12 protein-coding genes are annotated in these 15,967 nt (G+C 46.1%); 11 read left to right on the forward strand and 1 reads right to left on the reverse strand.

Annotated elements, in window-relative coordinates; all coding sequences use genetic code 11:
* Nucleotides 1–3: 3 nt before the first annotated feature.
* The 4 genes from cobS to CSV80_RS07455 are packed head-to-tail and all read left to right on the forward strand — an operon-like array spanning nucleotide 4 to nucleotide 2,240.
* Complete coding sequence (gene cobS, locus CSV80_RS07440; protein ID WP_099670302.1) at nucleotides 4–768, forward strand: adenosylcobinamide-GDP ribazoletransferase; 765 nt, start codon at nucleotides 4–6, stop codon at nucleotides 766–768.
* On the forward strand, nucleotides 729–1,322 hold the full coding sequence (locus tag CSV80_RS07445) for a histidine phosphatase family protein (RefSeq protein ID WP_099670303.1): 594 nt from the start codon (nucleotides 729–731) through the stop codon (nucleotides 1,320–1,322). The genes cobS and CSV80_RS07445 overlap by 40 nt, the downstream gene beginning before the upstream one ends.
* Entirely contained in the window at nucleotides 1,274–1,657 is a 384-nt protein-coding gene (locus tag CSV80_RS07450) for a bifunctional adenosylcobinamide kinase/adenosylcobinamide-phosphate guanylyltransferase (protein WP_099670304.1), read from the forward strand. Before CSV80_RS07445 ends, CSV80_RS07450 begins: the two co-directional genes overlap by 49 nt.
* A gap of 1 nt (nucleotide 1,658) precedes the next feature.
* The gene (locus CSV80_RS07455) at nucleotides 1,659–2,240 is read left to right on the forward strand and encodes a cob(I)yrinic acid a,c-diamide adenosyltransferase (RefSeq protein WP_099670305.1); all 582 of its coding nucleotides are present in this window, start codon (nucleotides 1,659–1,661) and stop codon (nucleotides 2,238–2,240) included.
* A 248-nt stretch (nucleotides 2,241–2,488) separates the two neighbouring features.
* Here CSV80_RS07455 and CSV80_RS07460 read toward each other — a convergent pair whose 3' ends face one another.
* Nucleotides 2,489–3,688, reverse strand: a complete 1,200-nt coding sequence (locus tag CSV80_RS07460; RefSeq protein WP_099670306.1) for an iron-containing alcohol dehydrogenase — start codon at nucleotides 3,686–3,688, stop codon at nucleotides 2,489–2,491.
* Nucleotides 3,689–4,109: 421 nt separating this feature from the next.
* On the opposite strand from CSV80_RS07460, the gene CSV80_RS07465 reads away from it, so the two are divergent.
* The 7 genes from CSV80_RS07465 (at nucleotide 4,110) to icmF (ending at nucleotide 15,212) form a co-directional block, all read left to right on the forward strand.
* The gene (locus CSV80_RS07465; RefSeq protein WP_099670307.1) at nucleotides 4,110–6,347 is read left to right on the forward strand and encodes a (Fe-S)-binding protein; all 2,238 of its coding nucleotides are present in this window, start codon (nucleotides 4,110–4,112) and stop codon (nucleotides 6,345–6,347) included.
* Between the two features lie 156 nt (nucleotides 6,348–6,503).
* Nucleotides 6,504–7,694 carry an acetyl-CoA C-acetyltransferase gene (locus CSV80_RS07470; RefSeq protein WP_099670308.1) on the forward strand — a complete coding sequence of 397 codons (1,191 nt, stop codon included), beginning with the start codon at nucleotides 6,504–6,506 and terminating at the stop codon, nucleotides 7,692–7,694.
* 15 nt (nucleotides 7,695–7,709) lie between these two features.
* A complete protein-coding gene (locus CSV80_RS07475) occupies nucleotides 7,710–8,561 on the forward strand; it encodes a 3-hydroxybutyryl-CoA dehydrogenase (protein WP_099670309.1) in 852 nt (283 codons plus the stop codon).
* Between the two features lie 32 nt (nucleotides 8,562–8,593).
* On the forward strand, nucleotides 8,594–9,730 hold the full coding sequence (locus CSV80_RS07480; RefSeq protein ID WP_099670310.1) for an acyl-CoA dehydrogenase: 1,137 nt from the start codon (nucleotides 8,594–8,596) through the stop codon (nucleotides 9,728–9,730).
* A 383-nt stretch (nucleotides 9,731–10,113) separates the two neighbouring features.
* Nucleotides 10,114–11,253: an acyl-CoA dehydrogenase gene (locus CSV80_RS07485; protein WP_099670311.1), complete on the forward strand. Its 1,140-nt coding sequence runs from the start codon at nucleotides 10,114–10,116 to the stop codon at nucleotides 11,251–11,253.
* A gap of 15 nt (nucleotides 11,254–11,268) precedes the next feature.
* Nucleotides 11,269–11,886, forward strand: a complete 618-nt coding sequence (locus tag CSV80_RS07490; protein WP_099670312.1) for a TetR/AcrR family transcriptional regulator — start codon at nucleotides 11,269–11,271, stop codon at nucleotides 11,884–11,886.
* 68 nt (nucleotides 11,887–11,954) lie between these two features.
* On the forward strand, nucleotides 11,955–15,212 hold the full coding sequence (icmF, locus tag CSV80_RS07495) for a fused isobutyryl-CoA mutase/GTPase IcmF (RefSeq protein WP_099670313.1): 3,258 nt from the start codon (nucleotides 11,955–11,957) through the stop codon (nucleotides 15,210–15,212).
* The last annotated feature ends 755 nt before the right edge of the window (nucleotides 15,213–15,967 follow it).

Here is a 15,967-nt window from a genome sequence, read left to right on the forward strand (position 1 = left end):
AAGATGAATAGCATTTTATTAGCGCTCCAATTTTTCACATCGCTACCTGTTCATAAAGAACTGCCGCTCGGGAAAAAAGAAGTATCCGGCATGTACATCGCGCTGCCGTTCGTCGGTGGTGGAATCGGTCTACTGCTAGCGGGCGTTGCCTATATCATGAGTGATTTCAATAGTTTCCTCGCAGCGGTACTCATTTTGCTTGCGGGACTCATTGCGACTGGCGGCTTGCATGTAGACGGTTTTGCGGATCTTGGCGATGCATTCTTTTCCTATCAAGATCGTGAAAAACGCCTGACCATCATGGATGACCCGCGACTCGGCGCATTCGGCACGTTGTCGTTACTCGTTTTACTCTGTTTAAAAATCGGTCTATTCATTGAAATTCTGCAGCTTGTAAACGGTTGGGCATTGCTCGTGGCGGTGCCGATTCTCTCCCGCGCCGCTTTAGTAGGGTATTACACAGTAACGAAAACTGCGAAACCGAGCGGCATTGCGCACTTTTTCAAACAACACTTCCTGCGCGGGCGGATGCTAGTTGCTGTAAGTACAATCAGCATAGTAACGGTTGTTCTGTTAAGTATTCAAGACCGTTCCATTTTATTACTCCCCGTCGTGCTACTCGTCATGTGCTTGGCCATCTGGCTTTATAATCGCTGGACGATCAAACATTTTGGCGGTGTCACAGGGGATCTATGTGGAGCATTCATTGAAGGAATGGAGGTGCTATTATGGCTCGTCCTTATCGTATATTTCTCGTTCGGCATTTAAAGACGACTGCGAATGCACAGAAGGTATATTGTGGGTGGACGGATAGCGGATTGGTTTCTTTAGAAGGCGAGGCTATTGAGTTTCCAGTGCCTGTCAAACAGGTAGTGGGAAGTGATTTGATCAGAACGCGTCAAACAGCGGCCATTTATTTTCCACAAATCAACTTTACGGCCGATCCGCGCTGGCGGGAATGTAATTTCGGAGACTTTGAAGAACAGACGTATGATCAGTTGAAAAATGACCCCGACTATCGCAACTGGCTAGACGATTCGTGGAACACACCACCGCGCAATGGAGAAACATTGCAACAGGTTAAGTCACGCGTGTTGGATGCGTTAGCTGAACTGCGGAATGAAGCAGTAGTGGTGACACATGGCGGCGTGATTCGTGTAGTGCTCGATACGTTCATGCAAGATCAACGTTCATTTTGGGAATGGGACGTAACGAACGGCTCCATTTGGCAACTCGAATGGGCTAGCGAAAAAGAATTCAAGGAGGGGAAGCCATGCACGTCTTTATCGGAGGTGCCTATAACGGCAAAACGGACTATGTGAGACGTTGGATTGGCGATACGGCGGCATGTTTCTGTACAATGGATACAGCAGCAACCGCTAACCCCGGTGAATCACTCATCATTACCGATTTACACGAGTGGCTGATGACGACAGACATAACAGAAACAGAAGCAAGTAAAGCGGTACGCGAAATTAGTGGACCGAACACCGTCTTCATTTTGACGGAAATCGGGCGAGGCATTGTACCGCTTGACGCACAGCAACGGGAACTCCGCGATCGATGCGGCCGTTTGTATCAGCAATTATTCGCAGAAGCAACAACTGTTACAAGAATTTGGTATGGTATTCCTCAAACAATTAAAGGAGTGAAGTGAAATGAAAATCTATACGAAGACTGGCGATAAAGGAACAACTAGTTTAATTGGTGGACGCGTCGCAAAAGACGATTTGCGCGTCGAAGCATACGGCACGATCGATGAACTGAATTCATTCATCGGTAAAGCGATGACGGAACTTGACGGAGAGAAGTTTGCAGATATCCTAACTGATCTTGAAACAATTCAAAATGAATTATTCGACGGTGGCGGCGACTTAGCGAACGTTATGAAAGAGCGTCATTACAAGCTCGACGAAGAACCTGTCACAGTTCTCGAAAACCGAATCGATAAGCTAATGGAAGAAGCGCCTGAACTAGAACGCTTCATCCTACCAGGTGGCTCACCAGCTGCAGCAACATTGCACATCGCGCGTACCGTCACACGCCGCGCTGAACGTGTAACCGTCACGTTGATGAACGCAGCAGACGACGTATCACCGGTTGTTGGACGCTACTTGAACCGCCTGTCGGACTACCTATTCGTAGCGGCACGCATCGTGAACGCTCGACTCGGCATTTCAGACAATGAATACGTCCGTAGCGCAAAAGTATTCCGCACGAATGAGAAAAAAGATAAGTAATCATGAGTATACAAGGCCCCCCTGGTAGTGCCAGGGGGCCTTGTTTTTTTTGTGGTGTGGCGTTCAATGTTTCTGCATGTTCGCTCAATGTCGAGGCCAAAGCGCTCAATGCGTCCGCGTATCCGCTCAATGTCGAGGCCAAAGCGCTCAATGTATCTTCGTATCCGCTCAATGTCGAGGCTAAAGCGCTCAATGTCCCCGCCCATCCGCTCTATCCACCCCCGCATCCGCTCAATCCCAAAACCACATCAAACCCGAATCACCTCATACAACTCCGTAAACTCTCTCTTACTCAAAATCTTCGGCACAGGATACAGAGGATTCGCTTCTGCCGAGGCGCGTTTAACCATCAACGGAATATCTTCAACCATAATTACATCCACCTGCTCCGGGATATTCATCGCATGATTCAACGCTCGAATTTCCTCGATAAACTTCTCGGCCTTCATTCGCTTCGTATCCGAATGACTGGTAATGCCAATTAAATCAGCCAACTCGGAAAGGGGGTCGTATACACTTTTGCCGTAATACTCGAGCACGTGTGGCAAAATAATCGCATTCGCTAATCCGTGTGGCATGCTGTAAAATCCGCCGAGCGTGTGTGCAATAGCATGGACATTTCCAACATACGCTCGAGTAAATGCTTTGCCTGCTAAATAAGAAGTCCATTGCATATTCGTTCGCGCAGTCAAATTATCTCCATTGCGATACGCTTCATATAAATTTGAGAATACGAGTTGCACTACTTCACGGCTATCTTTCCACGTTTCATACGTATTACTGTTGCCAATATACGCTTCCACTGCGTGCGTTAACGCATCCATTCCAGTAGCAGCGGTAATCGCTGGCGGCAATTTCATTGTCAATAATGGATCGAGTACAGCGTAGTGGGGGATCAGTGACGTATCATTGATCGCATACTTCTCAAGTGTCTCACTATTCGTCACGACTGCAGCAAGCGTTGCTTCACTTCCTGTTCCCGCTGTCGTAGGTACCGTGAACAACGTCGGGATTCGCTTGCGCACGTGAAATAAACCTTTCAACTCGGGAATTTGTTTCCCCGGTCTCGCAATTCTCGCACCTACTGCTTTTGCACAATCAATCGGAGATCCACCACCGAACGCAATGAGCGCCTCGCATTCATTCGCTACGTACAAACCGCGCGCTTCTTCAATATTGACTATCGTGGGATTCGCGACAGTTTGGTCATATACCAAATAGTTGATTCCGAGTGAATCGAGCCCGACTAGCATGACGTCTAGTAAGCCAAGCTTGGCAATTTCGCGATCCGTAATAATGAGCACGCTGTGAATTCCAAGACTTTTCACTTTCCCTGCAAGGCCTTCCAAACTTCCAGGGCCGACTAGCAGCTCAGGCTCTCGCCAAGGTAAAAAATTCATTCCCACTTTGAGTCCTTTTTGAAATAACCGCGCATACAATCGATACATAATGAAAACCCCTTTCCAATGCTAGCGATACATTATGAAAACGTTATCATGAAATGGACGAATTTGCTGTATTAAGATACAATAAAGTTGGAATATTCTATCTTATTCAAAATACTATTGTGCTAGATGTGTAGTGAGTACATTTTCACTAATTTGTAACGATTCCGCTTCCTATGTGGAGTCGTTAACGAAAATAACGTGACTATAAAGTCCGTAATGACGGGTCTAAGTGAGAGAATAATCATAAAAAATAAATAAATGCTTGACAAAAAGGGCTTTCAACCATAGTAAGAAAATAAAAAATAAACTTTTAAAAACTGTTGACTGAATGATCATTCATTATTACACTAGATATAGAATATTATTGAAAGCGGTTTCTTAAAGGGGATCTCAAGTAGAAGAAATGGAAGGGGAATAAGAGATGAATATACTACTCATCGCAAACTGGATTTTATTTGTAGCAGTTGTCGTATACGGCTTTGGTCTATTCCTATATCTATTAAAAACTCGCTACGAATTCATCCGACTGGGGAGAAAAGAAGAATTCGACAATGACGTCAAAGCGCGACTAAAGAAAATTTGGGTGTATGTATTTGGACAAAAGAAACTATTGAAAGATAAAAAGAGTGGGGCCATCCACGTCATGTTCTTTTATGGCTTCCTACTCGTTCAATTTGGGGCAATTGACCTGATTTGGAAAGGCTTAAAGCCAGGTTCACACTTGCCACTTGGCCCGTTGTATCCGGCATTTACATTCTTCCAAGAGATTGTCGTATTCGTTATCTTAGTAGCGGTCGTATGGGCGTTCTACCGTCGTTACATGGAGAAACTAGTTCGTCTAAAGCGCGGTTGGAAATCCGGTCTAGTTCTTATATTTATTGGACTACTTATGCTGTCCACACTGGTCGCTAACGGGGCGAATATGATTTGGCATAATGAAGGCACTACATGGACAGAGCCTATGGCATCGCTCATCGCAACTGTATTCAGCGCTGTTCCAACAGGCGTAGCCGTTACCATATTCTTTGTTGGCTGGTGGGTACACTTACTGACATTGCTGACGTTCCTAGTGTATGTACCACAATCCAAGCACGCGCACTTGATCGCGGGTCCGGCAAATGTTTATTTCCACCGTTTAGATCACGCGGGACGTTTGAAGCCAATCGATTTTGAAGCACTTGAAGAAATCGAAGACGAAGACGATATGCCGCCACTTGGTGTAGGCAAGATCACGGACTTCACACAAGCGCAAATGATCGACTTCTATGCATGTGTAGAATGTGGACGTTGTACAAATATGTGTCCGGCAACAGGTACAGGTAAAATGCTGTCACCGATGGACTTGATTACGAAGCTACGTGATCACTTAACAAACACAGGTGCTGTCATGACGAAGCAACAGCCATGGGTACCTCAACTAATGTTTAAAAACTCACAAGGAAATCAATTGGCACTCGCTGCTACGGCAGAAGGAATGACAATGGACGAACTATACAATCCTTCATTGATCGGTGACGTCATCACAGAAGAAGAAATCTGGGCATGTACGACGTGCCGTAACTGTGAAGACCAGTGCCCGGTAATGAATGAACACGTAGATAAAATTATTGATCTTCGACGTTATCTTGTTATGACGGAAGGGAAGATGAACCAAGATGCACAGCGCGCGATGACCAACATCGAACGTCAAGGTAATCCATGGGGCCTTAACCGTAAAGAGAAAGAAAACTGGAGAGACGCACGTCCAGACTTGCACATCCCGACAGTGAAGGAAGCGAAAAAAGCTGGAGAAGACTTCGAATACTTACTGTGGGTTGGTTCTATGGGTGCGTTTGATAACCGCTCACAGAAAATTGCTCTATCGTTCGCACATTTATTGAATGAAGCAGGGGTAAGCTTCGCGATTCTTGGTAACAAAGAGAAGAACTCGGGAGACACACCACGTCGTCTCGGGAATGAATTCTTATTCCAAGAGCTCGCAACAGCAAATATCGCAGAATTTGAAAAAACGAACGTCTCTAAAATTGTTACGATCGATCCGCACGCATACAATATCTTCAAAAATGAATACCCAGATTTCGGACTGCAAGTCATCGTTAAACACCATACCGAGTTGCTACACGAACTGGTTACGGCAGGCAAGCTAGTACCGAAATATGAAATTGATGAAGTTATCACATTCCACGACTCTTGTTATCTAGGTCGCTATAACGACGTCTACGATCAGCCGAGAGAAATTCTTAAAGCAATTCCAGGCGTTCAGTTGGTAGAAATGGAACGTAACCGTGAAGACGGCATGTGCTGTGGAGCGGGTGGCGGTATGATGTGGATGGAAGAAGATACGGGTCAGCGCGTCAACGTAGCACGTACTGAACAAGCACTTGAAGTCAGTCCGGGAATCATTTCATCAGGTTGTCCGTATTGCTTGACGATGTTGTCTGACGGAACGAAAGCTGTTGAAGTCGAAGAACAAGTTGGCACATACGATATTGCTGAACTATTGGAACGCTCGATCTTTGGAGAATACCAAACAGTCTCTGAATCTGAAGAAGTAGAGGAAATAGTAGAGTCGGAAGAAGGGATTCTGGAGCCTGAGTTAGCTGTAACGGTTGAAACAGAGGATGAAACACCGGAAACCGACGATAGAAAACAAGATTAAAATTATTGCGAATATCGTGTAAATACCGTACAATTAAGATATCTAAAACGCTAACAATTCAATAAACTATTAATAAGAGGGTCTAAACGCCCTCTTATTTAGTAGTAAGGTATCGAGCGAGCGTTCAGTCAGTAAACTACTAGGGGGAAAAGGGAAATGAGAACAGTGATCTTACAAGGTGCTAGAACACCATTTGGAAAATTAAGCGGTGCATTGCAATCGAAAACAGCAAGTGATCTTGGTGGTATTGCCATCAAGGAAGCGCTTGCACGCGCTGGCATACACGGCGATCAAGTAGACGAAGTCATCATGGGGACTGTTTTACAAGCAGGGCAAGGCCAAATTCCTTCCCGTCAAGCGGCTGTCAAAGGCGGCATTCCATACGGCGTCAAGACTGAAACGATCAACAAAGTATGCGCTTCTGGAATGCGCAGTATCACACTCGCTGATCAGTTGATCCGACTTGGGGATGAGACAACGATCGTCGCTGGTGGTATGGAATCGATGACCAACGCACCGTATTACGCAAATGTCCGTTCAGGCTTGAAAATGGGCGATAGCACATTAGTAGACGGCATGATTTATGATGGACTGACGTGTTCATTCTCCGAAGGCAATGTCCACATGGGCACATACGGAAACAGTACAGCAAACGACTTTTCAGTAAGCCGTGAAACGCAGGACAAATGGTCATTACGCAGTCATGAACGTGCACTTGAAGCGATGGAAAAAGGATTATTCGCAGAAGAAATCGTTGGAGTCAGCATTCCACAACGTAAAGGCGAGCCAGTCGTTGTGACAGAAGATGAAGGCCCGCGTAGAGGCAGTTCACTTGAAGCGTTGGCAAAACTCCGCCCAGCTTTCGGTAAAGACGGAAGTGTCACAGCTGGAAACGCACCCGGCATAAACGACGGTGCATGTGCGGTTGTGTTAATGAATGAAGATGAAGCGAAGAAGCAAGGCAAAGAACCGCTTGCTGTTATTTTAGGTCACGCGGAAGTTGCCATTGAACCGGAACGTTTCCCTGAAACACCAGGTCATGTCATCAAGGCGTTACTTGAGAAAACAGGTAAAACGGCAGACGACATTGATCTTTACGAAATTAATGAAGCATTCGCAGTCGTTGCCCTTGCCAGCTCACAAATCGCTGGACTAGACGAAGAAAAAGTGAATGTCAATGGTGGAGCGGTCGCACTAGGTCACCCAATTGGTGCAAGCGGAGCTCGTGTCGTTCTGACATTGGCGAATGAACTAAAACGTCGCGGTGGTGGAATTGGTATTGCAGCAATTTGTTCAGGTGGCGGCCAAGGTGATGCCATCATGATCGAAGTACCAAAAACTAACTGATCGGGGGCATTCCAGATGACAATTGAAAAAGTATTCGTAATTGGTGCAGGGCAAATGGGCGGAGGAATTGCCCAGGTCTGCGCACAGGCAGGCTATCAAGTAACTCTTCACGATCTCAATGAAGAAGCATACGACCGAGGTTTTAAGGTCATCACGAAAAACTTATCGCGCAACGTGGAAAAAGGTCGTATGACCGAGGAAGAAAAAGAAGCAGTCCTCGGTCGTTTCACGAAATCACTGGATATGCAAAATGCCAAAGATGCCGACATCGTCATCGAAGCGGCAGTTGAAAATATGGCAATCAAAACAAAAATCTTCGCAGAGCTAGATGAAATCACACCAGAACATACGATATTGGCAACGAACACATCTTCGTTGCCAATCACGGAAATCGGTGCAGCTACTAAACGTCCAGGAAAAGTGATTGGCATGCACTTCATGAATCCGGTACCGGTCATGCAGCTTGTCGAAGTTATCCGAGGCCTTGCTACAGATGATGATGTCTACGAAGCAGTCGAAGAGATGACGAAAAAGCTCAATAAAACACCAGTGGAAGTGAACGATGCACCAGGTTTCGTCGCAAACCGTGTGCTCATGCCGATGATCAACGAGGCAATCTTCACATTATACGAAGGTGTCGCAACGAAAGAAGCGATTGACGATGTTATGAAAATGGGAATGAATCATCCGATGGGGCCTCTGCAACTGGCAGATTTCATCGGACTCGACACATGTCTCTACATTATGGAAACATTGTATGAAGGATTCGGCGACTCGAAATACCGTCCATGCCCGTTGCTACGTAAATACGTTAAAGCAGGTTGGCACGGCAAGAAAACTGGACGCGGTTTCTATTCATACGAATAAAGGAATTAAGTTGAAAGCAAGAGGTGAAAAGGATGGATTTTACATTAACAGAAGAACAACAAATGATGCGCCAAATGGTTCGTGATTTCGCAAAGAACGAGATCGAACCTTGGATTCCCCGGATGGAAGATGGAGAATTTCCGCGTGAACTACTAGAGAAAATGGGCGAGCTTGGATTGATGGGAATTACAGCGCCTGAACAGTATGGAGGTTCAGAGATGGACTTCCTGTCATATATCATCGCGATTCACGAACTATCAAAAGTCAGCGCTGTCATGGGGGTCGTGTTGTCTGTCCATACTTCTGTTGGAATGAATCCGATCCTTTACTTCGGCACGGAAGAACAAAAGAAACGCTACTTGCCGAAAATGGCATCCGGCGAATATCTCGGTGCATTCTGTCTGACAGAAGCATCGTCCGGATCAGACGCGGGTTCTTTGAAAACAAAAGCGAAGCGAGTCGATGATCACTACGTAATTAATGGCTCCAAAATGTTCATCACAAACGGTGGGGAAGCGGACGTCTACATCGTCTTTGCTAACACGGCTACTGAAAAAGGAACATACGGCATCACCGCATTCATCGTCGACCGAGACACACCGGGATTATCTATAGGTAAAGACGAAAAGAAAATGGGCCTCCACGGCTCTCGAACCGTCGCGCTCAGCTTCGACAATATGAAAGTACCAGTGGAAAATAGACTAGGTGAAGAAGAAGGCGGCTTTAAAATCGCCATGGCCAACCTCGACGTCGGTCGAATAGGTATCGCCGCTCAAGCGCTAGGCATAGCAGAAGCCTCACTAGAAGCCGCGGTTGCCTACGCAAAAGAACGCGAACAATTCGGCAAACCAATCGCAGCCAACCAAGGCATTGGATTCAAACTAGCCGACATGGCCACCGCAACAGAAGCGGCTAGACTCCTAGTCTACCGCGCAGCTTGGCTACGTTCCGAAGGCAAACCATGCGGCAAAGAAGCCTCCATGGCCAAACTATTCGCATCCCAAGCATCCGTAGACAACTCCATAGAAGCCGTCCAAGTATTCGGCGGCTACGGCTACACAAAAGACTATCCAGTAGAACGCTACTTCCGCGACGCAAAAGTATGCCAAATCTACGAAGGCACAAGCGAAATCCAAAAAGTAGTCATCGCCAAACACCTAACAAACTAAAGTTAGAAGCGCTTAGGGGAGCGCATGGCGCGGTTAGCACAAACTACGGCTGTGATTGATTCACAACAACTTACTAATTTAATGATGTCAGTTTGCTTCAACAAGCTATAAGTAGGGATTGGGGCGGAAGACAGGGCGACTCCGGGAGGATCAGCCCGATCAGGTGAGACAACTAGAGGAGCAAGAGCCGTAGCGAAGTACGGCTTTTGCGAGTAAGAGCGAAGCGTTATGAGCACATCTTTGCACTAGCGACTAGTTGGCTCACCGCGGGCCCTCCGGAAAGCGTCCCTGTCTGGAGCCCCAATCCCCAAACCACAAGCCTAACTTAAGCTTTAGCAATTACATTCATTAATCAACCAAACAAACAAAAGGGTGGGAGAACAATGGACTTTAAATTATCAGAAGAACACGAAATGATCAGAAAAATGGTGCGCGACTTTGCACAAAAAGAAGTAGCACCAACCGCAGCACAACGAGACGAAGACGAAACCTTCGACATGGACATCTTCCACAAGATGGCCGAACTCGGACTCACAGGCATTCCGTGGCCAGAAGAATACGGCGGCATCGGCAGCGATTACCTAGCCTACGTCATCGCAGTAGAAGAACTATCGCGTGTCTGCGCATCTACAGGCGTCGTCCTGTCTGCACACACATCTCTAGCAGGATGGCCACTATTCAAATACGGCAACGAAGAACAAAAACAAAAATACTTACGCCCACTTGCAGAAGGTTCGAAGATGGGAGCATACTGCCTAACAGAAGCAGGCTCAGGATCAGACGCAGGCGGCATGAAAACTACGGCAAAGCTTGACGGTGACGACTACGTGCTTAATGGCTCGAAAATCTTCATCACAAATGGCGGAATTGCTGACACATATATCGTATTCGCTGTAACGGATCCAGAATCCAAACATAAAGGAACAAGCGCATTCATTGTAGAAAGCACATTCGAAGGATTTTCTGTAGGTAAAAAAGAGAAGAAATTGGGAATTCGTTCATCCCCGACAACAGAAGTCGTATTGGATAACTGTCGCGTGCCGAAAGAAAACCTTCTAGGAGAAGAAGGTGATGGGTTCATTATCGCAATGAAAACACTTGATGGCGGACGTAACGGAATTGCTGCTCAAGCAGTAGGAATTGCACAAGGCGCATTGGATGCTGCAGTCGACTACTCAAAAGAACGTGTACAATTCGGCAAGCCCATCGTGGCCAACCAAGGCATCAGCTTCAAATTAGCGGATATGGCGACAGCGACAGAAGCATCTCGTCTGTTAACATACCAAGCAGCATGGCTCGAATCGAACGACCTGCCGTATGGTAAAGCATCTGCTATGGCAAAATTAATGGCTGGTGACACAGCGATGAAAGTAACAACAGAAGCGGTTCAAGTATTCGGCGGCTACGGTTATACAAAAGATTATCCGGTAGAGCGCTATATGCGTGACGCAAAAATCACGCAAATTTATGAAGGTACACAAGAAATTCAACGTCTCGTCATCTCGCGTATGCTGACGAAATAACAGGAGGTCTATGCAATGCCAAAACATGAAGTGAAATCTACCGTCAAAGACGAAGAACTCGTTCAGAAGCGACGTGAACAAATTAGCCGGGGCGCTGTGAAATTGTTTATCGATAAAGGATTCCACAGGACGACTACACGTGAAATCGCCAAAGAAGCGGGCTTCAGTATTGGCACATTGTACGAGTATATTCGGACAAAAGAAGATGTCCTTTATCTCGTCTGTGACAATATTTATAATGAAGTCAAGTTTCGTTTATCTGAACTCGATAACAATGACAATACGGTAGAAGGGCTACGTGTGGCGATTGCACGGTATTACGAAGTCATCGATCAAATGTCAGATGAATTCCTCGTCATGTACCAGGAGTCGAAGTCGTTACCAAACGAAGCGCTTCGTTATGTACTCACTAAAGAACTGGAAATGGTCGAGCAATTTGAGATCATCATTCGTAAATGCATGGAAGCTGGGAATCTACGCATCGGACCGGATGAAGTATCATTGACCGCACACCACATCCTCATTTCTGGCCAAATGTGGTCATTCAGAAGATGGGCGTTGCGCAAACAATATACGTTACAACTCTATACGAAAATACAAACTGATCTAATTATCAAAGGCGTAGAGAAGTAAATAACTTGCGGACTCCGCCATGAAGTTCTTCGTGGCGGTGGTCAGCATGTACGGAAGGTGGAAGGTAAATGGTAACTGACAAAATGTATACACCGAAACACCATATTCGTTTCGTGACGGCATCCAGTTTATTCGACGGGCATGATGCATCGATCAATATCATGCGCAGAATATTACAGTCAACCGGAGCGGAAGTTATTCATCTCGGACATAATCGATCTGTTGAGGAAGTTGTAAACGCTGCCATTCAAGAAGATGTGCAAGGAATCGCTATGTCATCCTACCAAGGCGGTCACGTGGAGTATTTTAAATACATGCATGACTTGCTGAAGGAAAGAGGCGCTTCCCATATTAAAATATTCGGCGGTGGTGGAGGAGTCATCATCCCGAAAGAAATCAAAGAGTTGCATGAATACGGCATCGAATGGATCTTTTCACCGGAAGACGGTCGGAAACTAGGTCTACAAGGCATGATCAATAAAATCATGGAACTATCGGATTTCTCCACGACTCCCGAAAGCGAAGAGGCTAATCTGGAACAGCTGACAGCCGAAACACCAGGGATTTTAGCCAATTTAATCACCTACTTAGAAGAAAACCACTTGAAAAAAGACGAAGCGACGGAGCAATTACTCGACCATGCACGTTCTATGTCCAAGCAAACGCCAGTACTCGGTATCACAGGTACAGGTGGAGCAGGTAAAAGTTCCTTGACGGATGAATTAATTCGCCGTTTCTTGCGTGAATTCCCTGACAAAAGAGTAGCGATTCTTTCTGTAGATCCAACAAAGCAAAAAACAGGCGGTGCGTTACTTGGCGACCGGATTCGCATGAATGCGATTTTTAATAACCGTGTTTACATGCGTAGTCTCGCAACACGTGGATCACGTTCCGAGCTGACAACCGCTATCCATGATGTACTCGATGTCACAAAAGCAGCTGGCTATGACTTGATTATTGTAGAGACGAGTGGGATCGGGCAAGGGGATGCGCGCATTACAGATGTTTCCGATGTTTCGATGTACGTTATGACAAGTGAATTCGGTGCACCGACACAGCTTGAGAAAATCGACATGATCGACTTTGCTGACTTAATTGTTATCAATAAATTCGAGCGCAAAGGTTCCGAAGATGCATTGATTCAAGTACGCAAGCAGTATCAGCGTAGCCATTTACTATTTGATCAGGATTTAGAAACAATGCCTGTATACGGAACGATTGCAAGCCAGTTTAACGATAAGGGCACCAACACACTTTTCGCAGCGCTTGTTGAAAAAATTAACAACGCAACGGATTCGGATTGGATGACAAGCTACACAGACTTCGTGACGAATCAAAAGCAAACCGTAATTATTCCGCCCGACCGAAGCCATTACTTGCGTGAAATCGCTTCCACCGTTCGTAACTACCATGCGAAATCCAAGCAGCAAGCAGAACTGGCACGCCGCGTGTTCCAATTGGAAGGTGCGATTGAAGCGGTGAAAGAAGCCGATTCTAATGAAGCATTACTAGATTCATTGAATAGCTTGAAAGAAGGCGTCGAGGAGCAATTAACAAGCGAATCTAAGCGTGCTTTGAAAAACTGGGAACCTTTGAAAGAGTCTTACGAGCAGGATGAATATGTGGTGAAAATCCGCGACAAAGAAATCCGTACGACGCTTAATACCGTTAGTCTATCTGGCTTGAAGGTTCCGAAAGTGGTCTTGCCGCAATATAAAGATTATGGAGAAATCCTACGCTTTGTATACAGCGAAAATGCTCCAGGATTCTTCCCGTATACTGGAGGTGTCTTCCCATTCAAACGTGAAGGAGAAGATCCGCGCCGTCAGTTCGCTGGAGAAGGAACACCTGAACGTACGAATCGTCGTTTCCACTACGTATCAAAAGATGACGATGCAAAACGTTTATCTACAGCGTTTGACTCTGTCACGTTATACGGAGAAGATCCTGACGAGCGTCCTGATATTTACGGAAAAGTTGGCGAGTCTGGTGTAAGCATCTGTACACTAGAAGACATGAAAAAGCTCTATGACGGCTTCGATCTTTGCGCACCCACGACATCTGTTTCAATGACAATCAATGGACCGGCACCCATTATCCTAGCGATGTTCATGAACGCAGCGGTCGATCAGCAAGTACGTAAAAAAGAAGAAGAGCTAGGACGGACACTTACTGTCGAAGAGTTCACTGAAGTACGTGAAATGACATTCCAAACAGTTCGTGGAACGGTTCAAGCGGATATATTGAAGGAAGACCAAGGCCAAAATACATGTATCTTCTCTACAGAATTTGCATTGCGTTTAATGGGCGATATCCAGCAGTATTTCATTGATAAAAAAGTTCGTAATTATTATTCTGTATCCATTTCGGGCTACCATATCGCAGAAGCAGGATCCAACCCGATTTCGCAGCTAGCGTTCACACTCGCAAACGGCTTCACGTATGTGGAATATTACTTGAGCCGTGGCATGCATATCGACGACTTTGCACCAAATCTATCGTTCTTCTTTTCAAATGGACTTGATCCCGAATATACGGTAATTGGTCGCGTGGCACGTCGCATTTGGGCGGTTACGATGCGTGACAAATACGGAGCCAATGAACGCAGTCAAAAGTTGAAATACCATATCCAAACATCCGGCCGTAGTTTGCATGCGCAAGAAATTGATTTCAACGACATTCGCACAACATTGCAGGCATTGATGGCATTGCAAGATAACTGTAACTCGTTGCACACGAATGCTTATGACGAAGCCATCACGACACCGACAGAAGAGTCTGTTCGTCGTGCGATGGCGATCCAAATGATCATCATGAAAGAACATGGCTTATCGAAGAACGAAAATCCACTTCAAGGGGCTTACATCATCGAAGAAATGACAAGTCTCGTAGAAGAAGCAGTATTACAAGAATTTGATCGACTGAACGACCGTGGCGGCGTACTGGGCTCTATGGAAACGCAGTACCAGCGCGGCAAGATCCAGGAAGAATCGATGTATTATGAAATGAAGAAGCACTCAGGCGAGCTACCGATCATCGGTGTCAATACGTATTTGAACCCGAATCCGCCGTCTGAGGAAGATATCGACAATATGGAATTGGCACGTGCGACACAAGAAGAAAAAGAGTCACAGATTACCAATTTGCGCGCGTTCCAAGCTAAACATGCTGACGAAGCGGGGCAAGCGCTTGCTGATCTTCAGGAAGTGGCGATTACAGGGGGCAATGTCTTCGCTGAGTTGATGAAGACTGTGCGAGTAGCGAGTCTTGGACAAATTACCAATGCGCTTTACGAAGTAGGCGGGCAGTACCGCCGTAATATGTAATGCATCTCAAAGGGGATGTCACAGAAGCCATCACTTCTTGTGGCATCCTCTTTTTTCATGGGGTTAAAGTCAAAGACAAAGACAAAGTCAAAGTCAAAGTCAAAGTCAAAGTCAAAGTGTAGATGCATGGGCTAGTGCGTGGGATTGCAACTCCAGCTGGGGACGCGTTCTGGAGGGCCCGCGGTGAGCCCCCTAGTCGCTATGCTCCTTTAGTGGTCTCACCTGATCGGGCTGATCCTCCCGGAGTCGCCCCAGCTTCCGTTGCAATCCTTACGTAGAGAGTGGTTGGACGTAGAATATTCACTGGCTATGAAGTGTGAATTATTGTTGCCTTTGAACTTAATTAAGTTCAAGTGCTGAATAGATAATGAAACTGGTTATAGTGGGTAACAATATGTTTCACTCACTGCCGCTAGTCTGTAAATTCGTAATGTCTCTGACAATAGTTAAATGTAAGGCCAGAGTGAGTGCAAATGATAAGTGCTAAACCACATACAAGTGCAACTTCAGTGGACAACAATAAGTGGCACCCACTCTCATTGCAAGGGATTGCAGCGAGAGCCGTAGCGAAGGACGGCTTTTGCGAGTAAAAGCGTAGCGTTAGGAGCACATCTTTACACTAGGAGGGGCGACTCCTAGAGGATCAGTTCGACAGGTGAGACAACTATAGGGAGCGTAGCGACCTAGTTGGCTCACCGCGGACCCTCAGGAAAGCGTCCCCTCCGAAGCGCCAATCGCCACCCCGACAGCCATGC

It is taken from the genome of Sporosarcina sp. P12(2017) (genome assembly GCF_002743035.1).
In the GTDB taxonomy this organism is placed as follows: domain Bacteria; phylum Bacillota; class Bacilli; order Bacillales_A; family Planococcaceae; genus Sporosarcina; species Sporosarcina ureae.